At 54.9% G+C, this 26365-nt stretch carries 29 protein-coding genes; 11 read left to right on the top strand and 18 right to left on the bottom strand.

The features are described from left to right. Positions 1 to 99 precede the first annotated feature (99 nt). On the top strand, positions 100 to 687 hold the full coding sequence (locus tag BPET_RS26255; RefSeq protein ID WP_012251426.1) for a ChbG/HpnK family deacetylase: 588 nt from the start codon (positions 100 to 102) through the stop codon (positions 685 to 687). A 144-nt stretch (positions 688 to 831) separates the two neighbouring features. On the opposite strand, the gene BPET_RS23305 is transcribed toward BPET_RS26255, so the two are convergent. The 5 genes from BPET_RS23305 to BPET_RS26815 all read right to left on the bottom strand — a co-directional run bounded on the left by BPET_RS23305 (position 832) and on the right by BPET_RS26815 (position 4984). Beyond that, positions 832 to 1443, bottom strand: coding sequence for a cation transporter (locus BPET_RS23305; protein WP_012251425.1), 612 nt, complete (start codon positions 1441 to 1443; stop codon positions 832 to 834). Positions 1444 to 1600: 157 nt separating this feature from the next. Next, entirely contained in the window at positions 1601 to 1897 is a 297-nt protein-coding gene (locus BPET_RS26250; protein WP_012251424.1) for a DUF4148 domain-containing protein, read from the bottom strand. A 932-nt stretch (positions 1898 to 2829) separates the two neighbouring features. Next, positions 2830 to 3942 (bottom strand): glycosyltransferase, encoded by a 1113-nt coding sequence (locus BPET_RS23300; protein ID WP_012251423.1) that lies wholly within the window; start codon positions 3940 to 3942, stop codon positions 2830 to 2832. Between the two features lie 118 nt (positions 3943 to 4060). After that, positions 4061 to 4444 (bottom strand): DUF4148 domain-containing protein, encoded by a 384-nt coding sequence (locus tag BPET_RS23295; RefSeq protein WP_012251422.1) that lies wholly within the window; start codon positions 4442 to 4444, stop codon positions 4061 to 4063. 186 nt (positions 4445 to 4630) lie between these two features. Continuing rightward, complete coding sequence (locus tag BPET_RS26815) at positions 4631 to 4984, bottom strand: hypothetical protein (protein ID WP_151208993.1); 354 nt, start codon at positions 4982 to 4984, stop codon at positions 4631 to 4633. A 124-nt stretch (positions 4985 to 5108) separates the two neighbouring features. On the opposite strand from BPET_RS26815, the gene BPET_RS23290 reads away from it, so the two are divergent. The 6 genes from BPET_RS23290 (at position 5109) to BPET_RS26245 (ending at position 11278) form a co-directional block, all read left to right on the top strand. Further along, a complete protein-coding gene (locus BPET_RS23290; protein ID WP_012251421.1) occupies positions 5109 to 5783 on the top strand; it encodes a heavy metal response regulator transcription factor in 675 nt (224 codons plus the stop codon). After that, on the top strand, positions 5780 to 7162 hold the full coding sequence (locus BPET_RS23285) for a heavy metal sensor histidine kinase (protein ID WP_012251420.1): 1383 nt from the start codon (positions 5780 to 5782) through the stop codon (positions 7160 to 7162). The genes BPET_RS23290 and BPET_RS23285 overlap by 4 nt, the downstream gene beginning before the upstream one ends. A gap of 76 nt (positions 7163 to 7238) precedes the next feature. Then, the gene (locus BPET_RS23280; protein ID WP_012251419.1) at positions 7239 to 7742 is read left to right on the top strand and encodes a cupredoxin domain-containing protein; all 504 of its coding nucleotides are present in this window, start codon (positions 7239 to 7241) and stop codon (positions 7740 to 7742) included. Between the two features lie 47 nt (positions 7743 to 7789). Next, complete coding sequence (locus BPET_RS23275) at positions 7790 to 9649, top strand: copper resistance system multicopper oxidase (protein ID WP_012251418.1); 1860 nt, start codon at positions 7790 to 7792, stop codon at positions 9647 to 9649. Positions 9650 to 9940: 291 nt separating this feature from the next. Next, positions 9941 to 10765: a copper resistance protein B gene (locus BPET_RS23270; RefSeq protein ID WP_012251417.1), complete on the top strand. Its 825-nt coding sequence runs from the start codon at positions 9941 to 9943 to the stop codon at positions 10763 to 10765. Positions 10766 to 10801: 36 nt separating this feature from the next. Beyond that, a complete protein-coding gene (locus tag BPET_RS26245; protein WP_012251416.1) occupies positions 10802 to 11278 on the top strand; it encodes a DUF411 domain-containing protein in 477 nt (158 codons plus the stop codon). Positions 11279 to 11288: 10 nt separating this feature from the next. Here the strand turns inward: BPET_RS26245 and BPET_RS23265 are convergent, their stop codons facing one another. Then, positions 11289 to 11834: a DUF305 domain-containing protein gene (locus tag BPET_RS23265; RefSeq protein ID WP_012251415.1), complete on the bottom strand. Its 546-nt coding sequence runs from the start codon at positions 11832 to 11834 to the stop codon at positions 11289 to 11291. A 414-nt stretch (positions 11835 to 12248) separates the two neighbouring features. Here BPET_RS23265 and copC point away from each other — a divergent pair, with 414 nt between their 5' ends. After that, positions 12249 to 12635: a copper homeostasis periplasmic binding protein CopC gene (gene copC / locus BPET_RS23260; RefSeq protein ID WP_012251414.1), complete on the top strand. Its 387-nt coding sequence runs from the start codon at positions 12249 to 12251 to the stop codon at positions 12633 to 12635. A gap of 105 nt (positions 12636 to 12740) precedes the next feature. On the opposite strand, the gene BPET_RS23255 is transcribed toward copC, so the two are convergent. Next, a protein-coding gene (locus BPET_RS23255; protein ID WP_085970230.1) for an IS3 family transposase occupies positions 12741 to 13828 on the bottom strand; the annotation gives its coding sequence in 2 pieces (ribosomal slippage) (positions 12741 to 13576 and positions 13576 to 13828; 1089 coding nt in all). 16 nt (positions 13829 to 13844) lie between these two features. Between BPET_RS23255 and copD the strand changes: the two genes are divergently transcribed. The 3 genes from copD (at position 13845) to BPET_RS23235 (ending at position 15834) form a co-directional block, all read left to right on the top strand. Continuing rightward, on the top strand, positions 13845 to 14762 hold the full coding sequence (copD, locus tag BPET_RS23245) for a copper homeostasis membrane protein CopD (protein ID WP_012251413.1): 918 nt from the start codon (positions 13845 to 13847) through the stop codon (positions 14760 to 14762). A 213-nt stretch (positions 14763 to 14975) separates the two neighbouring features. Next, positions 14976 to 15263, top strand: coding sequence for a hypothetical protein (locus BPET_RS23240; RefSeq protein WP_012251412.1), 288 nt, complete (start codon positions 14976 to 14978; stop codon positions 15261 to 15263). Between the two features lie 82 nt (positions 15264 to 15345). Then, a complete protein-coding gene (locus tag BPET_RS23235) occupies positions 15346 to 15834 on the top strand; it encodes a c-type cytochrome (RefSeq protein ID WP_041863213.1) in 489 nt (162 codons plus the stop codon). A 31-nt stretch (positions 15835 to 15865) separates the two neighbouring features. Here BPET_RS23235 and BPET_RS23230 read toward each other — a convergent pair whose 3' ends face one another. From BPET_RS23230 to BPET_RS23185, 11 genes are all read right to left on the bottom strand, one after another. Beyond that, a complete protein-coding gene (locus BPET_RS23230) occupies positions 15866 to 16300 on the bottom strand; it encodes a DUF411 domain-containing protein (protein WP_012251410.1) in 435 nt (144 codons plus the stop codon). Between the two features lie 117 nt (positions 16301 to 16417). Continuing rightward, the gene (locus tag BPET_RS23225; RefSeq protein WP_012251409.1) at positions 16418 to 16927 is read right to left on the bottom strand and encodes a protein-disulfide reductase DsbD domain-containing protein; all 510 of its coding nucleotides are present in this window, start codon (positions 16925 to 16927) and stop codon (positions 16418 to 16420) included. After that, positions 16924 to 18111 carry a protein-disulfide reductase DsbD family protein gene (locus BPET_RS23220; RefSeq protein WP_012251408.1) on the bottom strand — a complete coding sequence of 396 codons (1188 nt, stop codon included), beginning with the start codon at positions 18109 to 18111 and terminating at the stop codon, positions 16924 to 16926. The genes BPET_RS23225 and BPET_RS23220 overlap by 4 nt, the downstream gene beginning before the upstream one ends. 200 nt (positions 18112 to 18311) lie before the next feature. Then, complete coding sequence (locus BPET_RS23215) at positions 18312 to 18566, bottom strand: DUF2933 domain-containing protein (protein WP_012251407.1); 255 nt, start codon at positions 18564 to 18566, stop codon at positions 18312 to 18314. Positions 18567 to 18616: 50 nt separating this feature from the next. Beyond that, complete coding sequence (locus BPET_RS23210; RefSeq protein WP_012251406.1) at positions 18617 to 18925, bottom strand: hypothetical protein; 309 nt, start codon at positions 18923 to 18925, stop codon at positions 18617 to 18619. Between the two features lie 239 nt (positions 18926 to 19164). Further along, positions 19165 to 19443 carry a DUF4148 domain-containing protein gene (locus BPET_RS26240; RefSeq protein ID WP_085970280.1) on the bottom strand — a complete coding sequence of 93 codons (279 nt, stop codon included), beginning with the start codon at positions 19441 to 19443 and terminating at the stop codon, positions 19165 to 19167. Between the two features lie 225 nt (positions 19444 to 19668). Beyond that, entirely contained in the window at positions 19669 to 19872 is a 204-nt protein-coding gene (locus BPET_RS23205) for a hypothetical protein (protein WP_041863212.1), read from the bottom strand. Positions 19873 to 20013: 141 nt separating this feature from the next. Beyond that, positions 20014 to 20400: a copper-binding protein gene (locus BPET_RS23200; protein ID WP_041863211.1), complete on the bottom strand. Its 387-nt coding sequence runs from the start codon at positions 20398 to 20400 to the stop codon at positions 20014 to 20016. 1 nt (position 20401) lies between these two features. After that, on the bottom strand, positions 20402 to 23569 hold the full coding sequence (locus BPET_RS23195) for an efflux RND transporter permease subunit (RefSeq protein WP_012251402.1): 3168 nt from the start codon (positions 23567 to 23569) through the stop codon (positions 20402 to 20404). After that, positions 23566 to 25071: an efflux RND transporter periplasmic adaptor subunit gene (locus tag BPET_RS23190; RefSeq protein WP_012251401.1), complete on the bottom strand. Its 1506-nt coding sequence runs from the start codon at positions 25069 to 25071 to the stop codon at positions 23566 to 23568. The genes BPET_RS23195 and BPET_RS23190 overlap by 4 nt, the downstream gene beginning before the upstream one ends. Beyond that, complete coding sequence (locus BPET_RS23185; protein WP_012251400.1) at positions 25068 to 26309, bottom strand: TolC family protein; 1242 nt, start codon at positions 26307 to 26309, stop codon at positions 25068 to 25070. The genes BPET_RS23190 and BPET_RS23185 overlap by 4 nt, the downstream gene beginning before the upstream one ends. Between the last annotated feature and the right edge of the window lie 56 nt (positions 26310 to 26365).

The following is a 26365-nucleotide window of genomic DNA, read 5'->3' as shown; positions in this document are numbered from 1 at the left end:
TTCTCTTTGCCCCCAATGGTTTGGGACTCTAACAGCAACTGAGGTTCCAACTATTCTGACAGCGGGGGAGCATTTGGAGGAACGAGTCAACCGAACGTATTGGCACTACGCACACTTATAGGCCGTGTCTATTCTGGTCGTCTTGAGAGAGCATGGGTCGACAACCAGCTCCTGCGTCAATTTGATACTTTTGAGAAGACACTGGGACGGCCTCCAGACTATATCGATGGCCATCAACATGTTCATCAGTTGCCCGGCGTCCTACCACGATTGCTTTGCATATTGCGCGAACGCTACCGTGGGCGCCGGAAGCCCTGGCTGCGATATACCGCTCCCGGACTGTTGACGGGAATCCCTATTCTCGATTCCGCCAAAGCCCACTTAATTGGAGCTCTGGGCGCGGACGAGGTGGCGCGGGCCGCTCGATGCGAAGGTTGGCCTATCAATCGGCGTATGCTTGGAATCTACAGATTTCAAGGAGGCGAACGTCGTTATGCTAGGCTATTGCATCATTGGTTGAACAATGCGCGAGATGGCGATCTTTTGATTTGCCATCCTGGCTTACCGATTGCGGACGATATGTCGGCAGCCCAACGCCTGGCCGAGTATGAGGTATTGGCACGTCCGGAACTGGGCGACTGGATGCGTTTGAGCGGGGTGAGAATAGCAAAGCGGCCGATTCGTTAATGGAGCTGAGTCTATGGACCCCATTCTTCTGCCTACGGGGTTCTTGTTATCTACTCTCTCGAGATCGTTAGATTCGTCATGGCGGAGTACAGTGGCGCACGGTATCTAAATCGTCGGTGATATCTGTCACCGAATATCTTGATATTATTTCGTGCCATAGCCATTATTCCTTCGGATATCTGTTTTGACATCGCGCAATATGTCAACGCCACCCTTGATGGCGATTAACGTTGTCGCCAGCCCAACTAGAAGATCAGGCCAGTTGCTGTTCAGCCAAAAGACCAGTACGCCAGACAACAAAATTCCACCATTAGATATAAAATCGTTAAGGCTGAATGTCGTTGCCGCTCGCAAATTGACATCAGGATTCTCCAGCCGATGCAGAAGACGCAAGCAATAGAAATTGACTCCTCCGCCAACAAGCGACATGATCATCATTGTCGGCCCGATTGGCTCGCTACCCTGAAAATAGCGGCGTCCCACATCCAGCAATATCCCTACAGCAAAAACAAGTAACATCACGCCCGATGCCATCGCCGCGCGCTGCTTCCACAAGCTCCCGCGGCTCAACGCTATCAGCCCGAGAGCGTAGACGGCTGTGTCAGAAAGGTTGTCGACACCGTTCGCAATCAACGCACTTGAATCCGCGGTTACCCCGCTTATGAAAAACGCCGCCGCAATAGCTGCGTTGAGAATCAGCACGATCCATAACGTTCGACGCTCGTCGGTTGATGGCTGTTCAGTCGAGGCGCTCATTCGAATGAAGTTGAGAAAGTTAACGGAAAGGAAGAAAGATTGTAATGCTCCCTGTGCTGGCGACAACAGCTAGCAAAAAAATATGCCACCGAAGTGGCATGCAATTGCGAGATACTCAGTCTGCGAAAGGCAGTTCGTATCAAGCGCGGTAGGAGCCTCATTGTGTCCGACGTTGTAGTTCCTGCTGATACTCCGTGCCATTTCGCATCCGTTGATATTCGGCCTGAGCCATTCGGTATTCCCGGCTGAATGTGTTTGGAGTCTGATTCCCTCGCCAGAACTTGTCCATGCCAGCTCGCTTCCAGATAGCCAAATCGGCCTGCACCTCTGCACGGGAGAGTTCTGCATCTTGTGCGAATGCGGATTTCTCCGACGTCGATGCTGAACCTGCGATGGCCGATTGCATAGAAATCAACGCCAGTCCCAGGGGTAGATACTTCAAAAAATTCTTCACGAGAAACTCCTTACGTTCCGACTCAAGCAGAGCATTTAAGCGCGGCAAGATGTCTTTCAAAAATCAAATAGCTGTACAACAAATTCTATTGGATCGACCCTTGCTAAATGCCAACAACGAGATTACGTTTTAGTCTGCAATCTGCAGGCCTGGAAGCTTGGTTCACGCAGCCGTTGAGAAGCGCGAAGAGATAATCCGTGACACTGTCAAGAAGAACGTTCGTGCGTACTTTCAATAGGATTCACCATGCATGTGCGAAGAAAAACCGCGCATACTGTGTACGCAGTATGCGCGGTGCGAAACACCTCATCCCTTCGCGGAGGATAGAGGTCACGCTCAGTATGACTGCAGTGACACACTCTAGCTGCTGCGTTGTCGGCAGGTTACTAGAATGCTTGCAAGCCCTGTCGCACTCCATTGGCAGAGCGGCTACTCATCGGCTGCGTCGGTAGAACGTTTCTTATGCCGGGGAACATGATAAGCAGTGCATATTGACATCGGAATTTTATGAGACATTCTCTGTCAAAATGCGTACGATGGAATTACTTTTTTGTATTGAAATCGTCGGAATTCAACGTGCTGACACTACGGCTTTTGGTGTGATGCAGTGATCGTTGACGATGTGTGGCGACCAGCGTGATTCCACCGTATCCAGCTAGGCTAGGGCGCTAAAGAACACACGATACAGATCCAATGAATGGACATGGGAGCCGTGCGCATTTCTGACGATCACAAGAGACTGTTTGTGTGGCGTGTCTGGATCGGTACCGGCTTGTCACTAGTTGAAGAAGTTCAAGACCGATTGCTGACGACGTTGCCGCAAGCAGAAGACTTTCTATAAAAAAAGTCGAACAGCGCTATCTTGAGCCGCTGGTCTCCCTATCACCGCATAAGCGAGCAAGTTCCAACCCGTGCTGGATGGAATGAGTTTCCTACTTTGTTGCTAGGTATACATCTTGTGTGTCGGACACAAACCGTGTAAGTGAGAATTCGGAGACTGCCTTCTTTCTCGCAGCATGCCGCATGGGAATCAGGCTTTGGCGGTTCGTCAAGATGCTCGCTATGGCAAGTGAAACGGAACGCGGATTGCACGCAGGAACCACCCAGCCATCACAGTAAGGTTCCACGTTTTCCGAAAGTCCACCCGAATCACTGACGATAACGGGAACGCCCATTGCCATCATCTCGCGACAGGCGAACGATATGGTCTCGACCTCCGATGAAAGTACGAACCCGACGTCCAGTGTTGCAATGAATGGTCGAACGTCGTCGAGCAGGCCGACGAAGATTACATGGTCCATCATGCCGAGTTGTTCGACTTTGGATACTTGGTCTTCCGAGGGCGGTACGCCGGCGATCAAAATTATAATCTGATCGCGAAGATGCTTCGGCAATAATGCCGCACCCTCTACCATATCGAGCCAACGCTTGTAATCAGCCGTGCCGGCATTGCTTCCAACCACCAAACGGCCAGACCGTCGCGGCTCGATCCAGCGTTTGCGATAGTGCCTGACGTCAGAGGCGGGCGGGGGGGAGAATCGGTCAACGTCGACGCCGTTGTAAACAGTAGTAAGTCCGCATCGGTTGAATGGGCTTTGTTCCAGTTTTCGTCTACTGTGGGCGCACACGCAAATCACGCGCGTGGTACCGAAACGCGCTCGGATGAGTGTGCCTAATCGATTGACGTCTCTGTCGTTGTGCTGCGTATAGACAATTGCGGGCCGATCGACACCCATTCCTGCGACCGCCAACATGCACAGTCGATGGTCTGCGGAACCATTGACATGAACGATGTCGAATCGCTCGCTACGCAGGAATGCTCTGAAGCGGCGCGCATCGCGTACGCATTTCAGCAACCCACCTCGAAAGTCATGATTGACTACCCTAACATCGGAGAGCGACAGTAGCGTCTGATGCAGACGGCTTGTCAATGGAGCGGAAACTACGATTTCATGTGCTTCTTTCAATGCCCTCACTAAAGAGATGATGTATGTTGTGTGCCCTCCTCCGTCAGCCCTATGGAAGTTGGTGTATAGGATCTTCATGCATTCTCTTCATGCAACGCGTGGAGGGGAGTGCCAGGCGCGAATGCTGATTCAGCGCCTGAGGCTTGCTAAGCCCATTAAGGCAAATTGGACAATCAGGAGTCCGAGGTGTTGTGGGTCAGTTGGTGAGCGTAGGCGGGTAATCCAAGTCGCCATAGGAAACCAGGCCCGCAGCCTTAGCATCCTTCAGTTCTGCGAGCACCTGTGAGCGCGTCTTGCTGCTGCTGACGGGAACTTGCGGCGGGTACTGTTGCTCACCGTCAGTGATCAAGCCGGCGGCTCTAGCCTGTTGCAGTTCATCTTTCACCTGCTCACTGGTTTTGCCGCTGGTGTACACGGCGGGCGCCGGGTATTCCTGCTCTCCATACGTAACCAGACCTTTAGCTTTCGCTTCCTGCAGCTCGGCACGGACTTGGGCGCGAGTCTTGGTCTCAGCATGAACGATGCCAATCGCACCGAAAGAAATAGCTGCTGCGACAATGGCGCACGAAATGCGTTTCATATAAATCTCCTACAAGGATCTACAAGTGTGTGGTGCGACGCGTAGATGCATGGGACGATCTGCTCCCTGCAGCGCAGGAAATGGCCGCATATGCATCGACGAGATCAGAGCATCAACTATGAGAAGGGGCTATAGCGGATGCCATGTTCAGGTTCTACGTACCGACCTGAAAAAAGGGGATGAACGTCAAACCCCGAACGGGCCAATCCAGCCGGCTTCTCCATCAACCACGCGCCAACGTTCGTGTTCCTGACTGGCAGTCGTAAGGGGTTGGTGAGACGTATGGCGATTAACGGACGTCGGCGCTTGCCACGCTTGGTCGCTGTCGGTCTCTCGCCATCCGTCGCTGGCAATGGGTTGAGCTTTCCACATGGCAAGGTCTTGAAGAACCTGCTCGCGGGTGACTGAAGTCGGTGCATAATGCGTGACAAGACCAATCTCGTCGTTGGTAGTTTCGAATGTCTGCGACGCATTCGAGATTGCGGGGGCGAGCAGGCTGCCAGCGACGGCAACGGTAAGCAGTGATTTTCGATTTAGCATGAATGGTTCCGTTCGAATCAGATGACCCAATTGGGGTTGGGGCGACATCTCAAACTTTACGTGTCTGGTACTGACATGAATCGGACTAGCTGATTACATTTATGCAAGGAATAGGAGGTTCGTTATGCGAATTCTGGTCATCGAAGACGAGCGTAAGCTGGCACACTATCTGCAAAAGGGTTTGACGGAACATAACTACGTCGTGGACATCGCAAGCAACGGAGTCGACGGCCGGCACGCCGCCCTGGAGGGCAATTACGATCTCGTCGTGCTCGATGTCATGCTGCCAGGAATCGACGGATTTTGGATTCTGAAGGACTTGCGTGAAACCAAGGACACTCCCGTTCTCATGCTCACTGCGCGAGACAAAGTGGAGGATAGGGTGCGGGGCCTTGAGAACGGAGCTGACGATTATTTGGTGAAGCCGTTTGCGTTTTCTGAGTTACTGGCGCGTATCCAGGCATTGCTTCGGCGAGGCCGCGGCCAGGAATCAACGCTGCTTAAACTGGGCGATCTCGAGTTGGACCTTGCTCGGCGAAAGGCGCATCGCGCGGGTATGCGACTGGACTTGACGGCGAAGGAGTTCACGCTGCTTGCGCTTTTATTGCGCCGGCAGGGGCAAGTTCTGTCCAGAACGATGTTGGCTGAACAAGTTTGGGATATGAACTTCGATAGCGACACGAATGCGATTGAAGTCGCTGTGCGACGCTTGCGAGCTAAGATCGACGACCCTTTTGACAGGAGGCTTTTGCATACGGTACGTGGTATGGGTTATGTGTTAGAGGAACGCGGTGAATGAGGTTACTTCCAACGAATTCTATTCAGGTCCGCCTCACTCTTTTGTTAGGTTTGATTGCGCTCGTGGTGTCCACGGTGGCAGGCTGCACATTGTTCCTGGCGTTAAAGCGTGAGGTTCAACGCCAGGAGATGACGGAAGTTTCGGGAAAGCTCGAGCTTATCGACCACATGGTGGATATGCAGACGGAGCCGTCGCAGTACGATGGCTTGCGTCAGACGCTTGACGGTATTCTCGTCGGGCACACCAATCTCCGGGTGTGGATCATACGGCCCAATGGTGAAGTTTTCTACGGTGCCGAGGCACCGCAGATCACTCGAGTATTTTCCGATGGCGAAGTGTCTCTTCAAACGCAAGATGGATTGCATATGCGCGGAATGCAGGCTGCCCTTGACGGAAAGCTCTTTCCGCAAGGTCAGCTCCTTGTCGCTGTCAATGTGCGTCCCAGTGCGGAGTTCCTTTATGCCTTCGCTACAGCTTTAGTGCTGATATGCATCATTTGGATAGGTGTGACGGTGATACTGTCAGCTTGGGCGGTTCGACGATCCCTTGCCCCTATCCGTCGGCTGTCCGCCCGCGCGGCCCAGATCGGGCCTGATAATTTAAAGGTGCGGTTGCCAGAGGGTGGGATCGATCGTGAATTGAGAGAATTCACGCACACGTTCAACAAAATGTTGGCACGTGTCCAGGCTGCTTATCAGCAGATGGAGGGGTTCAACGCTGACGTAGCGCATGAATTGCGCACCCCGCTGGCCACGTTGATCAACGGGACAGAAGTTACTCTTTCTTCGGAGCGTTCCATTGAGGAATTGCGCGATGTGATGGCATCCAACCTGGAGGAGCTTCACGGCCTGAAGGCGCTCATTAACGACATGCTGTTTCTCGCGCGTGCCGATGGTGGCGAGACTGCCCGCGACCTCCGGCCCGTGATGGTTCGCGATGAGATAGATCAGGTGGTTGAATACTACGAGGCGGCTTTGGAAGAGGCCGGGGTGCGCTTAGTGGTTGATGGAAATGTGCAAGTACACGCAAACTCACGCTTGTTAAGACGAGCCATTGCAAATCTCGTGAGCAATGCGATAAAAGCTACGCCAAATGGTCAGACGATACTTGCTCGTTGCGCACAAGACGATCAGTTCGTCGAAATCAGCCTCAGGAATCCAGGGACACCGATTCACCGGGATGCGCTACCCAGAATCTTCGATAGATTCTTTCGCGCGGATGACGCTCGCAGTGGACGGGCAGACGGACACGGCTTGGGGCTCGCAATCGTTAGCGCAATTGCCCGGATGCATGGCGGTGCCGCGTTTGCGAAATCGGATAATCACGGTTCAGAAGTGGGTTTTACAATTCAACGCGATCAGGACATTACAAAAAAGTAATCTTTCTGACAGACTGTAGTTAGGGGTGGCTCGTTACAGTGGCAGCCTTTCCCAACTTCGATTGTCGAGGATGAAGATGAGCAAAGTGATCAATCGCGTTCGCCTAATTGCTGCGGTTGGTGCCGCGGTAATTTCGTTTGGTGCTCTAGCTGCGGGTTCGCACGGAAGTGAGCATGGTAGCAACCATAGCGGTGGTCACGAGACAGCTGCTCCGATTGGTAAGGCTGGCAACGCATCCAAAGTGTCTCGCACCATCGATGTCGTCATGACAGACGCCATGCGGTTCACACCGGACCGTATTGACGTTAAAGCCGGCGAAACGGTGCGTTTTAGGGTTACTAACTCGGGCAAGATCCGTCACGAAATGGTGCTGGGTACTGAGGCTGACCTGAGTGGCCATTATCAAATGATGCTGAAGGATCCAGGTATGCGCCACGAAGAGGCGAATTCCGTCTCTCTGGAGGCTGGCAAGACCGGCGAAATCGTCTGGCAATTCGATAAGGCGGGTCACGTGGCGTTCGCATGTCTTGAGCCGGGGCATTATCCCGCGGGCATGAAGGGGGCCGTTTCGGTCAAATGATGGTAATTCGGAGCCGGGCGGCCAGTGGCAGTCCGGGGAGAGAGCAAATGACAAAAGCTGTTTCGAACCAACGCCGCCAGTTTGTTCAAGGCCTGGCAGCGGGTGGATTGTTGACCGGTCTGGGGCTTTGGCGGCAACCGGCGTGGGCGCTCCCAACTCCCGAGCAGGCCAATGTACTGTCTGGCACTGAGTTTGATCTGGAAATAGGTGAATCCCCGGCCAACCTCACGGGGTCTCCCCGAATGGCAACTACCGTCAACGGCATGTTGCCCGCGCCGACCCTGCACTGGAAGGAAGGGGATACGGTAACGCTGCGCGTCACAAATCGCCTGAGCGAGGATACGTCAATTCATTGGCATGGCATCTTGTTGCCGACAGGCATGGATGGTGTCCCTGGGTTGAGCTTTCCAGGGATTCGTCCTGGCGAAACGTTTACCTACCAATTCGAAGTGCGTCAAAGCGGTACGTACTGGTATCACAGCCATTCTGGCTTCCAAGAGCAGACGGGCCTGTATGGGGCGATTGTTATTGAACCCAAGCGTCCAGATCCTGTGCGAGCTGAACGCGATTACGTCGTGCTGCTCTCCGATTGGACAGACGAAGACCCGATGAGCGTGTTCCGCAAGCTTAAGGTCATGCCCGATTATTACAACTATATCCAGCCATCCGTAGAAAACCTGATGGATGACGCAAAGAAGAGCGGGTGGAAGAATGCCCTAAACGAGCGTCTCATGTGGCAGAAAATGCGCATGAATCAGACCGACCTGGCTGACGTATCCGGTGCGACCTATACATTTCTTACCAACGGTAAGGCCCCAGCGGGAAATTGGACAGGCCTGTTTAAGCCTGGAGAACGCGTTCGCCTACGCTTCATTAATGGTTCAGCGATGACGTATTTTGACGTTCGTATCCCGGGATTAAAAATGACAGTGGTGTCTGCTGATGGCCAACCAGTCCGGCCGGTGGAAGTAGAAGAATTCCGAATTGCTGTCGCCGAGACATACGATGTCATTGTGGAGCCGAGTGAAGATCGGGCCTATACGATCTTCTCACAGGCTATGGATCGCTCTGGATTCGCGCGCGCCACGCTGGCTCCGCGTGAGGGTATGGCGGCAGAAGTGCCACCTACGGATCCGGTACAGGTCCTCACCATGATGGATATGGGAATGGCTCACGATATGTCCGGAATGGATATGGGCGGAGAGTCGGGCGGCTCAATGAAGGGGATGGATCATGGCTCAATGAGCAACGCTGATCAATCCTCGTCGGGCGCAGGCAACCAAGGCGCGATGAGCGGAATGGACCACGGCAGTATGGGCGGCATGGCGGGAATGAGTCACGGCGGGATGAATCATGGCGCTGGAGACGGGGAAGGAGGGATGGTTGAAGTCAAGCATCCCTATCCCGCAGAGAATAGTCCCGCAACGACTATGCCTCCTGATGTGGTGTCAACCAGGCTAGATGATCCTGGTGTGGGCCTACGAGGCAATGGGCGCAAGGTTTTGACCTACGCCGATCTGCATTCGATGGTCGAGCCCCCAGATAATCGACCGCCCACTCGGGAGATCGAATTGCATCTCACGGGAAATATGGAACGGTACATGTGGTCCTTCAACGGATTGAAATTCACTGAAGCGAAGCCTATTGTCCTGAAGTTTGGCGAGCGCGTGCGATTCGTCTTGGTCAATGACACGATGATGACGCACCCGATTCACTTGCATGGGATGTGGAGCGACCTCGAGTCGCCTGAGGGTAATTTTCAAGTTCGTAAGCACACGATAAGCCTCAATCCCGCGCAACGTGTCAGTTATCGCGTAAGCGCGGATGCTAGAGGGAACTGGGCGTATCACTGCCACCTGCTATATCACATGGAAGCGGGCATGTTCCGCGCCGTCGTCGTGGAGTAAGTCAAAATGGGGACGTTAAGCGTGGAACGAAAACGGCTGGCATCGGTTCTGAGCGGTGCATTCATGGGATTTGCAGCTACCGCGGCTCTGGCTCAGGCCGATGCTACGAGTATGGACCATAAGTCGATGCCGGGAATGGATCACAGCTCGATGAAGGGCATGGGCCAGGATTCAATGAAAGGCATGGATCATAGTTCGATGCCCGGTATGTCGGAAGGAGCGAAGGCGTCGCCCATGAAAGAGATGGATCATGGCTCGATGAAGGGCATGGGCCAAAATTCAATGAAAGGCATGGATCATAGTTCGATGCCGGGTATGTCGGAGGGGGCGAAGAATCAGCCTATGCAAGGAATGGACCACGGCTCCATGGATGGGATGTTGATGGGATCTTTTCAGAATGGGCCTGCAGTGGGGACGTTGCCGACAAGTGACGGTACAACCGATCACCGCTATTCAGCCTACGATATTCATCCTCACATGATGGATGACATGATTACGACCCATCTGCTTTTTGACAAACTAGGGGTGGCCTATAATCGAGATGGCGAGACCGGTCTGCAATGGGATGGTCAATTTTGGATCGGGCGTGATTTGAATAAGCTCTGGATCAAGAGTGAGGGCGATCGTGTCAATGGCAGCACCGATGGTAAACTAGAGGCTTTCTGGAGTCATACCTTTTCTCCATATTGGGACTTCCAACTAGGTGCCCGCCGCGATTTTGGTACCGGACCTAAACGCAATTGGGCGGCAATGGGCATCCAAGGTCTAGCGCCGTACAAATTTGAAACGGAGCTAACTGCCTACGTTGGTGAGGCAGGACGGACCGCATTGGCGTTGAAAGCCGAGTACGATCTGCTGCTTACCCAGCGGTTGATCTTGACGCCCGAGGTCGAGGCCAGTCTTTACGGAAAGGATGACAAAGCGCGTGGTATAGGCGCGGGCTTATCCGATGCATCGCTGTCGTTGCGGCTTCGCTACGAGATAACGCGAGAGGTAGCACCGTATATTGGCGTGTCGTTCGGCCGCAAGTTCGGTAAGACAGCCAGATACGCGAGCGAGGATGGGGAAAGCCGATCTGAACGGACGATCTTGGCTGGTGTCCGAATTTGGTTCTAGATGCTCAGCAAATTTTTCAATCAATGGAGCGTAAGGATGACGCTACTCGAATCTGAAGGCGGATATCTAAGCCGCCGTGCAATGCTGGCGGCCGTTGCGTTAATTCCCGTCGCGTCTTTAGCAAAAACGGCGGTGACGGTTGACGTATGGAAGACGTCTACATGCGGTTGTTGCAAAGACTGGGTGAAGTATCTTCAAGATAATGGTTTTCAAGTGAGCGTCCGTGACGTGACGGACACTTCAGTAGCTCGCCGTCAGAACCGAATTCCGGACGATTATGGGTCGTGCCACTCCGCCCGGGTTGAGGGATATGCCCTTGAGGGACATGTTCCAGCACGTGAGATCAGGCGGTTATTGCGTGAGCGTCCGGCCGCCGTGGGCCTGGCCGTGCCAAGTATGCCCCTCGGTTCTCCGGGGATGGACGGACCGGCCTATGGTGGCAAGCGATTCGCATATGATGTTTTTCTGATCGGGAATGCTGGCGAAGCCAGCGTGTATCAGCAATACCGCTAGAGTGGGTTTCCTACTGTGGTTTCGGAGGCGGTAAGCCAAGTGTTCGATAGCTTCGGAGAACAGGCGTATCGTTTGCCGGCGGGTTTGTTTCCAGGTCGGCGATCAACTGCTGCATTTCCTCTATTTCTTTGAGCTGTGCTCGAATAATCCCGTCTGCTAGCTTCCGGACTCGCGGATCGCGAATGCGAGCACGTTCGCTCGTCAAAATTGCGATAGAGTGATGAGGAATCATTGCTCTCATGTAAGAGATATCGTCAACTGTGGTTTGACTGCGTGCCAACCACAGTGCAATGGCGAAGGCTGCTACGTTGCTGATCACGATGGCGATGTTGGCTTTCGCGCTCCTATACATGGACCACATGAAGCCAAGCATGACGATGGCCATCACCGCACCCATTAGGATCGCCATCCATATTCGCATTTGACTGAACTCAATATGCGATAAGACGTAGACATTCAAATACATGAGCCCGTACATGATGACTGTAGCGGCAATGATCATCAGCGCAAAGCGTCCGTAACTCATCTTCATTGATTTTCTTTCGGTGTTGTCCATTGTCGACTCCCTGTTGTGCGCTGGTTGTTGCCATGCCAAGCACAGCGCCCATGCGAACGGCGCAGATTGATTTTGACTTTTGGTGTGCAGCAAATTTCGTTCCGGCTTAGTTTGGTCGCCGCACTGTCGCTACACTTTATTTGAGTATGCTTATGCGGCGTCGCGTCCGTTGCATTGGGTCAGAGTGGCGAACTATTCTGAATGCTTACGAAAGAGTAATGCCGTCGTTTGATTCGCGTCAGGGTGATCCTGTCAAAATCACTTCCAAGCATCTCTGCATTAAGAATGCACGTGCGCTATCTCAGCGTGCGGTTGCTTATTGAGTTGAAAACGGTTGTGACGTTAAATGCTTGAGACACTAGCTGCCTAAGCATTGCTTACTTAACCACCATCACACATTAAGGTAGGAAATCTATGCTTCGTTTAGACTTCATTGCAAAATTCGTTGCGCCAATCGCCGCCGGCTTGTTCGCCACCGCTGCATTTGCGCACCCTTCGCTGGTGTCGTCGACGCCCGCCGACAAATCTCAGGTCACTGCACCTGCCACTATCGATTTGAAGTTTTCCGAAACGCTCGTGTCGCAATTCTCTGCCGCTAGCTTGTCCATGACAGGCATGGCCGGTATGCCGAATCACGGTGCGATGAAGATAAGCGCCAGCGTGTCCGGTGCCAGTGATGGAAAAACCATGATTATTACACCGGCACAAGCATTGCAGCCAGGCGAGTACCGCGTGGAATGGCGCGCAGTTTCGTCGGATACGCATCCGATCACCGGTAATGTGGATTTCCAGGTGAAATAACCCATGGCTGGGGATTGGTTGACTATCGCGTTGCGCCTCGCACTCTATCTGGACGTGGCGGCGGGGTAATCCCCCCATTTATAGCGATTGCCAGAAGTAGGAATGCTATACGGTCATGGCCAACCGCTGTTTCGGGGTAAATCCGCCCAGAGCCATGTTTGGGCGCTCGTGATTGTAGGACCACATCCACTGAGTAGCGGCGCGCTGAACGTGGTCCAGGTCGTCCCAGTGATACTGGGACAGCCACTCGTAGCGTACGGTTCTGTTGAACCGCTCCACATAGGCATTTTGCTGCGGCTTGCCTGGCTGGATGTATTCAAGCTTAATATCCCAGGCGCCAGCCCACTCGACGATCGCTGCACTCAGGTATTCTGGGCCGTTGTCGCAGCGAATAGCCGAAGGCTTTCCCCGCCATCCGATAATCTGCTTGAGCGTGCGGATCACGCGCTCGGACGGTAGCGAAAAGTCGACCTCAATGCCCAGGGCCTCCCGATTGAAGTCGTCGATAACGTTCAACACGCGGATGCTGCGCCCATCGCCAAGTTGGTCATGCATGAAGTCCATCGACCATACCTGGTTCACGTGTGTCGGAACGGTCAGTGGCTCAGGCGTGTGCCGAACCAGCCGTTTGCGCGGCTTGATCCGTAGGTTCAACTCCAGTTCGCGGTAGATCCGGTACACGCGCTTATGGTTCCAGGCAAAACCTCGGACATTGCGTAGGTACAGAAAGCACAGCCCGAAGCCCCAATTGCGATGGTTGTCCGTCAGACGTAGCAGCCAATCGGCGATTTCCTTGTTCTCGGCGTCAGTCTTGGCGACGTACCGATAGCAGGTCTGGCTGATGCTGAACGCTTCGCAAGCTATCCGGATCGATACGCCGCGATCTTGCACGGCACGTTGGGCCATCTCGCGGCGGCGAGATGGCCTCACCACTTTTTTTCGAGCGCCTCCGTCACGATCTCGGCTTTGAGCTTCTCCTCGACATACATCTTGCGCAACCGCGCGTTCTCAGCCTCGAGCTCCTTCATGCGCGCCATCAGCGATACATCCATGCCGCCGTACTTCGACCGCCACTTGTAGAACGTGGCCGAGCTGATGCCCAGATCCCGGCATAGCTCCGGCACCGCCAGACCCGCCTCGACGCGTTTAATCGCTTCGATGATCTGGCTATCCGTGAATCGCGACTTCTTCATGCTGTAGAACTCCTCAATGAGAAAATTCTACTTCTGGCTGCAGCGCTTTTGCGGGGGGATTACCGCGGCATTTGGCGTCGCCATGTTCGGTGTCTACGCTTTGGGGCATGACGAGCGATCTTCTGCGATCTCAAGACGTTATCGAATACTTGTTGGCGCGTTTGCAGTAATCGGCATTGCATTGTCAATGTGGGCATTGGCGCTCATGGCCAAGGTCATGTCTGGCGCGCAAAACTACGCCGAGCTGTCGACGCATGTATTCGAAATGCTCCTTACAGGTACCCATTTGGGAATCGCCTGGTGCGTTCGTATCCTAGCGCTGATGACTTGTGCAGTCATCGCAATACTCAAATTGAATCCAAGATTGCGATTTTCTGTTATGGCAGTCTCAAGCGGCGTGGGACTTGCGACACTTGCCTGGGCGGGCCACGGCGCTATGGATGATGGCGTGCGCGGATACATTCATCTCGCTTCCGACGTCATGCACCTCTGGGCGGCGGGCGCCTGGATAGGCGCTTTGGTTGCCTTCTTTATGCTTGCAGTAATCAAGCCGGGCACCGCTCACGGTTCGGTAGAACTCCTGAGCCGAGCTTCCAATGGCTTCGCACGGATTGGTACGCTGATCGTGGCAACGCTGGTCGTGAGTGGAGTCCTCAATTACTTGATGATCGCTGGACCATCTCTTAGTCCGCTTTCCTCAACGCTTTATGGCCGTCTGCTTTTAGGGAAGCTCTTGTTATTTGGAGGAATGCTCGCGCTTGCGGCGGCGAATCGGTTTAGGTTGAGTCCCGCTCTGGAAGCGTCGCTGAAAGGCGAAAATCGCACGCAGGCAGTTGTCAAACTACGGCAGAGTCTGTTCATGGAGGCAAGCTTAGCGGTTCTGATTTTCGCGGGTGTCGCATGGCTAGGCATTCTTTCTCCCAACGGAACCTAATATTTGACATGCGTTAGGGGGATGCAGACTAACGACCGGGTGGGAGGTTGTCATAAACACGCGCTATTAACGGCGCGGAGAAAGCAGGCGTAGTTTTTGCAAAAGGAGCAATCATGAACTCATATTGGCTGCCTCCCTTCAGCACGTGTTCTGTATCTGCTCTCGTTAGTTTTGCCGCAGTCCGAGCGGCGAAGTAGATGAGGCTGTTAGTAGATGGAGGAGCGTCGTGCATTTTTCAGGGGCGAGGAATATGGTGCAGGTAAGCCGCTTCGAATGCACGGTCTGCTAATCGATTGGTGCATCCGTGGAGGCGAAGGTGGGAGGAAGATCGCCACCGTCAGCAATGATGTTGTTCGTCTATGTTCGGCGCTTGATCACGCTGATTCGCTGTTTAAGGCTAACCGCCGCCGCGGCTGTATCAAGCTTGAGAGCCTGTTCATGGAATCGACGCTCGCCGTATCTTGGCAAGTATGGATTGGTTGGGAGTACTCTCTCCTGTAGCAGCGCGAGTAGCGCAATCGACTACTGGCTTTGACTTACATTGGACTCGTTAATTACCACCGACTGGAATACTCATCAGGCTATGGCATTTCTCCAATTCAATAGAAAATGGGCCGTTGCAGCCATTGGTATGACTGCCGTTGGGGGAGCATCCCTATTGTATTGGGTCAACCTTCCGTCCAGTGCGACGTTCATCGATCCCACGAACTCAGGGCATGTTATGCAGGGGAAGGCTATTTATGCGTACGCTTGCGCTGCTTGCCATGGGGCAAAGTTGCAGGGACAGCCACGTTGGCGTGAGCGCTTAGCCAATGGACGACTGCCCGCGCCGCCACACGATGATACTGGCCATACCTGGCACCATCCCGATGCAGTGCTTTTTGATCTAGTGAAAAACGGCCTGATTCCAGGACGAACCGCGCCATCGGACTATCAGAGCGACATGCCAGCATTCGGTAGTACGTTGAGCGATGAACAGATTATTGCGGTGCTCGCCTACATCAAGAGCACGTGGTCGTCCGACGTCCTGCGCATGCAGAAGGAAGTGACCGAACAGCAGCGGCCGCGGTGACGACGCTGGTCTGCAGCTCGCTTCTTCGATACTAGAAATTTGCGTACGCTTTGGACTGGGCGCCCGGACCCAGGGTGTAGACGGTGAGAGGTCCTGCCTGGTCACCGGGCATGCCCGGCGCGCCCACCGGCATGCCGGGAAGCGATAACCCCTGGCCTGCAATGTGCTCCGAGAGCATCCGCTTGACATACTTGGCAGGCACCAGGCCTTCTACTACATGGCCTTCAATCAGTGCTGTATGGCAGCCAGCAAGGCTCGCGGGGACATGGTATTTCGCCTTGATGGAGGCGAGATCACGTGTGTTGATAGTCTCCACGGCAAAGCCGTTGGCTTCCATGTATGCGGCCCATCGATCGCAGCATCCGCAGTCGGGATTTTTGTACATTTTGACAGGGATACCGGCGGCAAAGACTGAGAGCGGCAGGCCGAGCGCCACACCCAAGGCCAATTTCTTTACTGTGTGCATGATAAATGTTCCTCTTGAGGTGATTTACCGAACGTTGAAAGTCATGATTCGTCCGCAGTCGCCATATCCTACGCTTGACAGGATCTTTGTTTGCTCCGCGTGGCGCGGGTTCCGCAGTTAGACTTGCTCCTGAACGACAGAAATCGTCGCAGGTGCGAGACAGATCCCTTGATCGTTGCAGGCCTGAACCCGCATGACGAGGTGTTCGCCCGCGTCGATCTCGATTTGATGCACCGGAATGCGCGTGCCGTCATCGTAAACCATGATATCGGTTGTATCGATCTTGATTCCACTATTTTTGCCGGCCGGGTAATCAGCTTGCACTGAACGCTCCTCGCCATCGCCCACAACGAGTACGGAAGTCGGGATCAGGTTGTCTAGAGAGGCTGGGTTGGCGTTGACGTGCCAACCGTCGCCAATGTGCAGCGTAATTACTCCGTCCTGTCCCGTCTTCGTGAGTGATGCCTTGACATGATTGGCCGAATCGGCAAATTCTGTATACGTAGTGATGCCGCCCGCAGGCGAATCGAGGGAAGTCTGGAGCGTGCCAGCAATCAGGAGGGCGACGCCCGCGACGACCACGATAGCGGCAAGCATGCCTAGTCCGTATCGGGTCTGGCGATTCATGATCCGTTCTCCTGTGTCAGGGTTTTGTTCAGCGCTTGCACTAGGCTGGTGCTGGTAAAAAGACCCGAGAGCGCTTGCACTTCGCGCCCCTTGTCATCGAGCACGACGGCAAAGGGCAGGCCCACCCCACCGTGCGAGGCGAGTAGGTGTTCAAGAATCGGGGCGGGGCGAGTGAGATCCACCTGCAGTGGAACGGTTCCAGTGTGTTTCAGGGCCGCGACGACATCTCTGTCCGCATACACCGTTTTCTCCAGAACCTTGCAGTTGATGCACCACTGAGCGGTAAATTCCATTAAGACAGGCCGACCGAGCGTGGGTAGGGCCTCTACATCGGTAGCGCGCAACCGTTGCCACGCGATGGCGGTTTCTGACGACTGGCCGAGTCCAGAACCGAAGTAGCCGAGCACTACCGCTATGACACCCACCGATATTGCGGCTGTTCGGGCACTGCGCTCTGTGGCCCGCTGGAACGTGACGGCCGCCCATCCGAGTATGGCGATAAGCAGCGCTATCCATATGGGGGTACCCCACGCGGCGGGTAGCACGCTTTGTGCGTAAAAAAGTGCTGCTGCGAGCAGCAACCAGCCAAAGCTTTGCTGCACAACTGCCGTCCATGCTCCGGCACGTGGCATACGCTTGAGTAGGCTCGGTCGCAAAATGAGCACGACATAAGGTGCCGCCAGTCCCAGACCGATTGCGACAAAGATAACGAGAATGTTGGCAAGCGGTTGTGCTAGCGCAAAGACCAACACGCCGCCCAGAAGCGGCCCGGTGCAGGGAGTGGACAGTAGCGCGCTTACCAGTCCAGAGACGAAAGGTTCAAGCAGACGTCTGCCGCGCAGCGTTACCAAAGCATTGGGCAGAGGCAGGCTGCGCCCAAAGAAACTCAGAATGGCCAAGGCGGTAAGCAGAGCGCTCATGGCAATCAGGAGTGGTCGCGACTGGAAGAGCACTCCCCAACGCCACTGCAAGAGGGAGGTGGCCAATCCCAAGCTGCCAAAAAAAGCTACTGATCCGGCAGCAAAGAGTGCTGCGGAGGTCACGCGCATCGCCTGACGTTCGCCCGCTTCGCGCAACACTGCGCGTACCTTGAGCGGCACAGCGGGCAGGACACACGGAGTGAGATTGAGCAGCAGTCCGGCACCGATAGCCAACAGGGTTTGGACCAGCAACGGTGCGCTCATGCCGTAAATCTCAGACGAAGAGGCGCGAGGCTGTGGCCTCACTGCTGTGAGTGAGGCCCGTGCCTGTGGGATTCAGCATGCGATATCGGCGGGAATGCAGGAATGTGAATACGGGCGTAGTGCAATAGGCCTCCGAGCCGATGCCAGGTGACGCAAGAAGAGACCCTCTGCAGTTCGGTTTCACTCCGTGACCTCGCATCCTACTGCGAAGCCTTCGAGCCTATTTGTGCGACCGGATCTACGTCTACGTGGGGCCGGTCAGCCTCTTTTGCTTGATTTTGGCCACCCATCGCTTTCATCATGAATAGCATCGACAACGGGCAAACCAGCACCAGCAACAACGGGGCCACACCCAGTAGCGTTTCACGCATACCAGGAAGGAGTGCGTAGGCTGCGGCGATAGCCGCCACGACTCCCACGGCCACATACGCCATCGTCTTTTTGCTGCATTGCATTTTGGGTTCCTCCAAATCGGGCAAGCTAAGGTTCAATCGTTACGTTCCAGCTACTTGCCCTCAGGGACTTTGACCTGATCGGCATACTTGCTAAGAATATCCCCCATAGCCTTCATCATTGCGGCATGCATCTGCATCGAAAGCTTTTCGTTGCCAGGAGGCAACTGAGCCATCATGGGACAATTTTTCATCATCCCCATCATGTCCCCCATAGGCATGTTCTTGCCGTTGCCCTGCATGTCGTGCATGCCGGTGTTCATGTTGCCGCCATCGTGTGCGGGGGTTGCGGCGATGGCGGGCACGCCGAATGCCATGGCAGTTGACGTCACAATGCCGGCAAGAAGGGTTTTCGTGTTCATATCTGCTCCTGAAAATTAACGGTTGGCCGATAGATGAATAGACAAGAAACTGTTCGATGCGTTCAATTTTTCGGCGACCATCGATAGCGATAAAGAGGGTTTCACCTTAGGCAACGTTTCAAGCGCCCTTTAGTTAGTGGCACCAGACAAGAGGCATAGTCGTGGGCAACACCTCACCGAAGATCATTGCGGCCTTCGTGTTGCCCGATGTCCTAGCGACGCACGCGTTCATTGAAGACTCAGTTGCGTGCGGAATCCGGATTGGAGCGCAAGCGTACATACTCTGCATAGTGAGCCCGATAATCCGTTGAGGCATAGACGCTCGGATCCACTTCCGCTCGTTTTTGAAGACGTTCCATCCCCGCACGTTTCCAGAGCGCGAGATCGGCCTGAACTTGAGCACGAGTGAGCGAGGAATTTGCAACGTTCGCGGAACCGCTCGGCAAGGGATCCGCATTGGCGCCCGAAGCGGTGGCGAACAGAACAGAAGCGATGGTCACAATAGCAAGTCGATTCATGGTAATCATCCTCAATAAAGGGGTAATGCCTCGCGCATCCAGAGACACTGCCTTTTCTAAATTCGGCAAGCCGTTCGTACAAGCGGGGTATCCGATGTGCGCCTTGGGTGCCGGGATGCGTAAGAACAATTCTGACAGGGGGAGCCTGACCCCAATCCAACAGTAGTATTACTTTTTCGTCAGCTATGAAGAATTGGTTCCAAGTTTTCTGGCTCGCCCATTAGGTCACCATTTCTTAAAAAGATGCTTCACCAGCGCTGCGATGGCAAGAATAAGCACCGCGGCGATGAGCAGCAGAAAAATAACCATCAGCCACATCATCCCGCCCATCATGGCCTCTCCCATCATCTGCGCCTGAGCATTGCCAGATCGCAGTGCCAACGTAACGCACACAGAGAAGGACGTTAATGTCCTTGCGAATGTCATCATAAGCAGCACTTCCTTCTTCGACAGGCTGCCGCGAACCCATACGCACAAAGCACACAGCAGTCAATCCACACAGGCGAAGTATTAAAGAGTGACGGTGTGGCATCGGTGTGCCCTGTTACCGATGCCACATCATGGGAAGGGTTACTGCGTCGGTGTGATCTTCGTTATGACGGGCGAAGAACTCCCATTACGAAGAGAGAATTTCACTTTGTCCCCCACTTTGAGGCCCTGGAGCAGTTTTTTTTCCGCGACGGGAAAACTCATTGTCATGGCAGGCCAGTTCAAGGATTTGATTGGGCCATGCGATAGTTTGACGGTGCCAGACTGCGTGTCCAGGGCGTCGATCGCTCCGGTCCCTTCAGCACTTTGCGCGGTCGAATCCGAATTACTTGATTGGGACATTCCCATTTGCTTCATTGGCATCTGTTGCATCTGGCTCGAGGACATGCCTTGCATGCCGGCCGCCATTGCGGGTGAGGCCAGCGTGGTAAGCATGATGAGCGGAATGGTAAAACGTGGAGACTTCATTTCAGGTTCCTTTAGCGTGAGGGCTTGTTGATGCGTCCGAAGACGCGTTGACTCGACCGCGCATCAGACGATATGCGGCGGGTATGACGAACATGGAAAGCAGAGGGGCGGTGATCATTCCACCGACCATGGGCGCGGCGATACGGCTCATGATTTCTGAGCCTGCGCCGCTGCCAAGCAGAATCGGCAGCAGACCCGCCAAGATGACTGCAACTGTCATGGCCTTGGGGCGTACGCGCATTACGGCACCTTCGCGAATGGCGTCTTCAAGAACCGATGGCGTTAACGATAAGCCGCTGTCCTGGCGGGATGCGGCCGCCTGCTTCAGGTAAAAAAGCATCACCACGCCGAATTCGGCCGATACACCAGCAAGAGCGATGAATCCGATGCCTGCCGGAACGGATAAGTGATAGTTCAGGAGATACAGGAACCAGACACCACCGACCAGCGCGAAAGGAAGTGTGGCCATGATGAGAAGTGCTTCATCGAATCGTCGAAATGTCAGATAAAGCAGGACAAAAATGATCAATAGCGTAGCGGGTATCACAAGGGTCAGACGGGCCGTGGCGCGCTCCATATATTCGAACTGCCCAGAGAACGAGATGCTCATGCCCGGTTTGAGCGCTACTTGTTGTGCAACCGCATGGCGTAGGTCTGAGACCACGGAGGCCAGGTCGCGTCCTCGTACGTCGATGTAGACCCAGCCTGTCGGCCTGGCATTCTCGCTCTTGAGCATCGGCGGCCCGTTCTCGATAGCGATACGTGCAACCGTTCCCAATGTGATCTGCTGGCCATTGCTGGTAAACATGGGGAGGTTGCGAAGGCCTTCGACCGAGTCTCGTATTTCTCGGGGATAGCGGACATTGATCGGATAGCGTGCCAGGCCTTCTACGGTCTCCCCGATATTTTCTCCACCCACTGCGGCTGACACGACCGACTGCACATCGGCAATACTCAGCCCATAGCGTGCGGCGGAGATGCGATCAACTTGGACGTCGACATAACGACCTCCTGTGAGGCGTTCGGCCAAAGCGGAACTTACTCCTGGGACTGTCTTGGCGACCTGCTCGATAGCGAGCGCTACGCTCTCTATATCGGCCAAGTTGGCCGCCGCCACCTTTACACCGATAGGACTTTTTATGCCTGTAGCCAACATGTCCAGCCGGTTGCGAATAGGCGGAACCCATATGTTGGCAAGCCCGGGAACTTTGACCGCATCGTCGAGCGCTTGGATCAGCTTGTCGACGGTCATTCCTGGGCGCCATTGATCGTGTGGTTTGAGTTGGACCGTCGTCTCAAACATCTCAAGCGGAGCAGGATCCGTGGCTGTCTCGGCGCGGCCCGCCTTGCCGAATACGCTCGCCACCTCTGGTACCGTCCTGATCATCCTGTCGGTCAGCTGAAGGAGCTCGGATGCCTTCGAAGCCGACAGGCCCGGCAAAGCAGATGGCATGTAGAGTAGGTCGCCTTCGTCTAAGGGCGGCAGAAATTCACCGCCAAGGCGTGTTGCGGGCCATATCGCGGTTAGCAGGATGATCAACGCCGCAGCAAGAGTTGTGCGAGGCCTTCTCAGTACGGCATCAAGCAAAGGCCGATAGATTCGTATCAAGAATCGGTTAAGCGGATTCTTTTCCTCTGGCGGAATGCGCCCTCGAATCCAGTAACCCATTAATACTGGGACAAGTGTGACGGCCAGTCCAGCTGCACCGGCCATGGCGTAGGTTTTGGTAAACGCCAGAGGGCCAAATAAGCGACCTTCTTGCGCTTGGAGGGTAAAAACGGGGATGAACGATAGCGTAATGATCAGTAGGCTGAAGAATAGCGCCGGCCCTACTTCAGCTGCCGCGTTGGCCATTACCCGCCAGTGCGCTTCGCCCCTGAGCTCTTGTCCCAGGTGCTCGTGGCGCCATGTCTCGACGTGCTTGTGAGCGTTCTCAATCATCACGACTGCTGCATCCACCATGGCGCCAATGGCAATCGCGATGCCGCCAAGCGACATGATATTTGCGCTCACGCCTTGATAATGCATGATGATGAAGGCGGTTAGCACTCCAAGAGGCAGAGAAATAATCGCCACCAGCGCAGACCTCAAATGCCAAAGAAAGATCGCGCATACGAGAGCAACGACAATGAACTCTTCGATGAGTTTGGATGTGAGGTTTTCGATTGCGCGATCAATCAGTTTGCTGCGGTCATACGTGGGTACGATTTCCACGCCAGGCGGCAGGCTCGCCTTGAGCTCGTCCAACTTCGCCTTGACCGCGGATATGGCCTGTCGGGCGTTCTTGCCCGAGCGAAGGATCACCACGCCGCCGGCGGTTTCACCCTCGCCGTTGAGCTCGGCAATCCCGCGTCGTATTTCGGGCCCTAGCTGGATCGTGGCCACGTCGCCAAGCAGAATGGGTGTTCCGCCCGATTTGACCGCCAGAGGAATATTCCGAAAGTCTTCCAGGCTTGCGAGATATCCTGAGGCGCGTACCATGTATTCGGCCTCGGCAAGCTCCAGAACGGAGCCGCCCACTTCCTGATTTGAGGCGCGTACGGCCTGGATGACCTGATCCTGAGTCACGCCGAATGCCGCGAGTTTTATCGGATCAATCACGATCTGATATTGCTTTACCATGCCTCCGATCGACGCGACTTCAGCGACATCCGGCACACTCTTCAGTTCATATTTCAAGAACCAGTCTTGAAGTCCTCGTAGCTGTGAGAGGTCATGATTTCCGGACCGGTCGACCAACGCATATTCGTATATCCAGCCGACTCCGGTGGCGTCCGGGCCCAAAGATGGCTTTGCCGTGGCGGGCAGTCGCCCTTGAACTTGGTTCAAGTATTCGAGCACCCTGGAGCGTGCCCAGTAGAGATCAGTTCCGTCCTCGAAGATGATGTATACGAACGAGTCGCCAAAGAAGGAGTAGCCCCGTACGGTCTTGGCCCCGGGGACCGAAAGCATGGTTGTGGCCAGGGGATATGTGACCTGGTTCTCTACAATTTGAGGCGCTTGCCCGGGATACGTGGTGCGGACGATGACCTGGACGTCGGAGAGGTCTGGCAGTGCATCGATGGGCGCATTCTTGATTGCCCAGAGTCCCCAAAAGAATAGAAAGAGTGTGGCCAAGAGCACCAGGAACCGATTGTTGATAGACCACCGTATGAGTTTCTCTATCATCGAGATGCTCCCGAGGCTTGGATGGTCTGGACCACATAGCTGTCCTCTTCTTGAACGAATTGGAATGCGACTGCCTCGCCAGTCTTGATATCCCGCGTCAGCCCGGGATCGATCACTTTGAACGTCATTGTCATGGCGGGCCAGCCTATCGATGGGACGGGGCCGTGCGATATGGTTATATCTGTCGGCGTAATGGTTTTCACTGTGCCCGTCGCCTTGTGGTGGCTGGCACCGGTTGTTGGCCCGGCGGAAGGTGTTGCTGCAGCCGAGCTGTCGGTCGCCAAGCGCGCGAGTACCCCGCGTAGATTCGCTTCAGAGTCGATCAAGAACTGTCCTGAAGCCACTACGCCTTGGCCCTCTTTGAGGCCTTTCGCGACCACCGTCTTTCCATCGGCCTCGCCGTTTAGCTGTACTTCCGTCGGCAAAAATCGGCCGTTGTCGGTTACTGCGATGACCACATTCCGCTTGCCTGAGCGGATTACCGATTCGGAAGGAATAAGTAGGCCGGCCTTTTCTCCTGTGTGAGCAAACTCTACCTTGGCAAATAGACCTGGTCTGAGCTGGCCATCCGGATTTTGGAGTTCGATGCGTATCCGCGCCGTCCGACTGGCTGCGTCTACCTCAGGCAGGATGTAGCTGACTTTCCCAACGACTGTGTGTCCGGGGAATGCAGGGAAACTCACCTTCGCTTCTAGGCCGGGCCGCATCGCTCGGGCTTGGGTCTCAGGAACAGCGGCATCGAGCCAGACCGCATCCAATCCATTGAGTTGCGCCAGAACTGTTCCCGCGCTGACAGCCATTCCGTTACGCACGTTGAGTGTCTGGAGCAGTCCGGTTGATGGGGCTCTGATTGTCAAGGTGGGTTGCGCCTTGCGGGTGCGCTCGACACGCTCGATCAAATCGTCTGGCATCCCCAAAAGCCGCATGCGTTCGCGAGCGGCGCGAGCGAGGGAGCGCTCGCCACTTCGCATCAGGGCGAGAAACTCTAATTGCGCCCCTTCCCATTCTGGAACAATCAACTCGGCAATGGGTGTTCCGCTCGCTAGAACGTCGCCCGGCGCCAGGGGGTAGACTTTGTCAACGTATCCGGTGGTTCTCGCCTGCAGTATGGTTACGAGGCGGTCATTCAACTTTATGCTGGCCGTCGCTTCAATAGCGCCTGGTATTGGACCTTGTTGAACTTTGACGATTCGAATGCCCAGGTTCTGTTGGATGGTAGGTTCGATCATGATGCCTTGCGCGCCGTTTCCTTCGTCGGCGTATTTAGGCACTAACTCCATGTCCATGAAGGGGGACTTTCCCGGCTTATCAAAGTGCTGAGTGGGCACCATGGGGTCATACCAGTAGAGTACTTGCCGATCGCCCTTGGAATTTATGGCAGTAGATACGGCCGATGATGTCGGTACGTTGCGATTGGCTAGGGCATAGCCTGCGCCTGCCGCAATAGCTGCGGCTACGACCATGCCAAGCGTGATTTGACCGAGAGTGAATGAGGCCTTCATTGGGCTAACTCTCCATAGCTGAAGTAGAGTTCTGCGGCGAGCATCGCTTGTTGCCATTGCAGGTCAATGAGTTTGAGTTGCTGATCGAGCAGCAGGCGACGAACCGCCAGAACTTGCTTCAGAGAGGATTTTCCGGCTCGATAGCTGGCGTACTGCAAGTCCACAGAGGATCGTGCGAGCGGCAGCGTCGTGGTGGCCAAACGGTGGCCCAGGCGGGATGCCGCCTCGTAATCGGAAAATGTGCTCTCGAGAGCGCTACTGCGTTCCCGCCTGGCTGTCTCGCGTTCGGCGTTGACACGTATGAGATCTTGACGTTTGGCGTCGGCGCGAGGTCCCTGTCGCGTCGATGAAAAGATAGGCAATTCCCAGGTGAATTGCAGGGACACCATATTGCCGAATTGCGGGTCTCGCCGCTGGAATCCGAGTTCTACGCCCCAGTCGGGTTTCTTCTCCGCATCGGCTTCTCGAATGGCGGCACTGGCGCTGCGCGCCTGAGCATCATAGGAGTCCCACAGAGGGTGGCGATCTAGCCCTTCGCGCAATGCACCGATTTCAACTTCCATGGGTGGCGGAGCGCCTATTAAGGGTTCATCGGCCGCCGAGCCGATGTATTGCCGCAAGTTCGCTTTGGACTTTGAAATGTCTCGCGTCAGTTGGTCTTTCAGGTCTTCGATATCAGCCGCCGCGATACGGGGTTCAAGAGCATTGGACGGCGATAGGCGGTCGGCTGTGACTTGTGCGCCGGCCGTCGTTACCGCAATTCTGTTGTCGCGGTGGATATTGTTGAGAACCTCCACTTTGCGCTCGAGGTAATACCGGGTGATCCACCCTTGGGCGACAGCCCGCCGAATGTCCAGTAGCGCAACACGCCGCTGGGCCTGGGCCACACCAACGGCGGCGCGAGCACCGTCTTTGCGAGCCTCTCGTTTATCCGAGTTGATGAAGTCTTGCATGATGGAGACCTTTTGCATGGTCATCGACTCTCCATTCATGGTCCATCGGCCCATTCCCGATACGGGATAGTTGTCGATGCCGAGCGCAATCTTGGGATCCGGTTGTTCTCCTGCAGGGATGACCGAAAGCTGAGCGGCTCGTATTTCCGCGGTATCGGCGCGTAAGGCGGGGGATTCTTGTTGTGCTAAAGAGATTGCCTGTTCAAACGAAAGCGGGGCGGCGTGAGCCACGGCCACCCACCCTACCAACAATGGCAGGGTAAGAAAATCCAAACGAGGAGACATGCTCCAACTCCATGACGGGGCCTACGCGTGACGGGGACGCGCATCGATCTCCGCCA

It is taken from the genome of Bordetella petrii, from assembly GCF_000067205.1.
In the GTDB taxonomy this organism is placed as follows: domain Bacteria; phylum Pseudomonadota; class Gammaproteobacteria; order Burkholderiales; family Burkholderiaceae_B; genus Bordetella_A; species Bordetella_A petrii.
The sequence above is the reverse complement of the archived record's forward strand: the minus strand, read 5'-3'. Positions and strand labels throughout refer to the sequence as shown.

Excerpts from the sequence above, each read along its gene's own strand:
- BPET_RS23305 (WP_012251425.1), bottom strand. The coding sequence starts at position 1,443 with ATGAGCGCCTCGACTGAACAGCCATCAACCGACGAGCGTCGAACGTTA.
- BPET_RS23300 (WP_012251423.1), bottom strand. The coding sequence starts at position 3,942 with ATGAAGATCCTATACACCAACTTCCATAGGGCTGACGGAGGAGGGCAC.
- BPET_RS23295 (WP_012251422.1), bottom strand. The coding sequence starts at position 4,444 with ATGAAACGCATTTCGTGCGCCATTGTCGCAGCAGCTATTTCTTTCGGT.
- BPET_RS26815 (WP_151208993.1), bottom strand. The coding sequence starts at position 4,984 with ATGCTAAATCGAAAATCACTGCTTACCGTTGCCGTCGCTGGCAGCCTG.
- BPET_RS23290 (WP_012251421.1), top strand. The coding sequence starts at position 5,109 with ATGCGAATTCTGGTCATCGAAGACGAGCGTAAGCTGGCACACTATCTG.
- BPET_RS23285 (WP_012251420.1), top strand. The coding sequence starts at position 5,780 with ATGAGGTTACTTCCAACGAATTCTATTCAGGTCCGCCTCACTCTTTTG.
- BPET_RS23280 (WP_012251419.1), top strand. The coding sequence starts at position 7,239 with ATGAGCAAAGTGATCAATCGCGTTCGCCTAATTGCTGCGGTTGGTGCC.
- BPET_RS23275 (WP_012251418.1), top strand. The coding sequence starts at position 7,790 with ATGACAAAAGCTGTTTCGAACCAACGCCGCCAGTTTGTTCAAGGCCTG.
- BPET_RS23270 (WP_012251417.1), top strand. The coding sequence starts at position 9,941 with ATGGATCATAGTTCGATGCCGGGTATGTCGGAGGGGGCGAAGAATCAG.
- BPET_RS26245 (WP_012251416.1), top strand. The coding sequence starts at position 10,802 with ATGACGCTACTCGAATCTGAAGGCGGATATCTAAGCCGCCGTGCAATG.
- BPET_RS23265 (WP_012251415.1), bottom strand. The coding sequence starts at position 11,834 with ATGGACAACACCGAAAGAAAATCAATGAAGATGAGTTACGGACGCTTT.
- copC (WP_012251414.1), top strand. The coding sequence starts at position 12,249 with ATGCTTCGTTTAGACTTCATTGCAAAATTCGTTGCGCCAATCGCCGCC.
- copD (WP_012251413.1), top strand. The coding sequence starts at position 13,845 with ATGAGAAAATTCTACTTCTGGCTGCAGCGCTTTTGCGGGGGGATTACC.
- BPET_RS23240 (WP_012251412.1), top strand. The coding sequence starts at position 14,976 with ATGGAGGAGCGTCGTGCATTTTTCAGGGGCGAGGAATATGGTGCAGGT.
- BPET_RS23235 (WP_041863213.1), top strand. The coding sequence starts at position 15,346 with ATGGCATTTCTCCAATTCAATAGAAAATGGGCCGTTGCAGCCATTGGT.
- BPET_RS23230 (WP_012251410.1), bottom strand. The coding sequence starts at position 16,300 with ATGCACACAGTAAAGAAATTGGCCTTGGGTGTGGCGCTCGGCCTGCCG.
- BPET_RS23225 (WP_012251409.1), bottom strand. The coding sequence starts at position 16,927 with ATGAATCGCCAGACCCGATACGGACTAGGCATGCTTGCCGCTATCGTG.
- BPET_RS23220 (WP_012251408.1), bottom strand. The coding sequence starts at position 18,111 with ATGAGCGCACCGTTGCTGGTCCAAACCCTGTTGGCTATCGGTGCCGGA.
- BPET_RS23215 (WP_012251407.1), bottom strand. The coding sequence starts at position 18,566 with ATGCAATGCAGCAAAAAGACGATGGCGTATGTGGCCGTGGGAGTCGTG.
- BPET_RS23210 (WP_012251406.1), bottom strand. The coding sequence starts at position 18,925 with ATGAACACGAAAACCCTTCTTGCCGGCATTGTGACGTCAACTGCCATG.
- BPET_RS26240 (WP_085970280.1), bottom strand. The coding sequence starts at position 19,443 with ATGAATCGACTTGCTATTGTGACCATCGCTTCTGTTCTGTTCGCCACC.
- BPET_RS23205 (WP_041863212.1), bottom strand. The coding sequence starts at position 19,872 with ATGATGACATTCGCAAGGACATTAACGTCCTTCTCTGTGTGCGTTACG.
- BPET_RS23200 (WP_041863211.1), bottom strand. The coding sequence starts at position 20,400 with ATGAAGTCTCCACGTTTTACCATTCCGCTCATCATGCTTACCACGCTG.
- BPET_RS23195 (WP_012251402.1), bottom strand. The coding sequence starts at position 23,569 with ATGATAGAGAAACTCATACGGTGGTCTATCAACAATCGGTTCCTGGTG.
- BPET_RS23190 (WP_012251401.1), bottom strand. The coding sequence starts at position 25,071 with ATGAAGGCCTCATTCACTCTCGGTCAAATCACGCTTGGCATGGTCGTA.
- BPET_RS23185 (WP_012251400.1), bottom strand. The coding sequence starts at position 26,309 with ATGTCTCCTCGTTTGGATTTTCTTACCCTGCCATTGTTGGTAGGGTGG.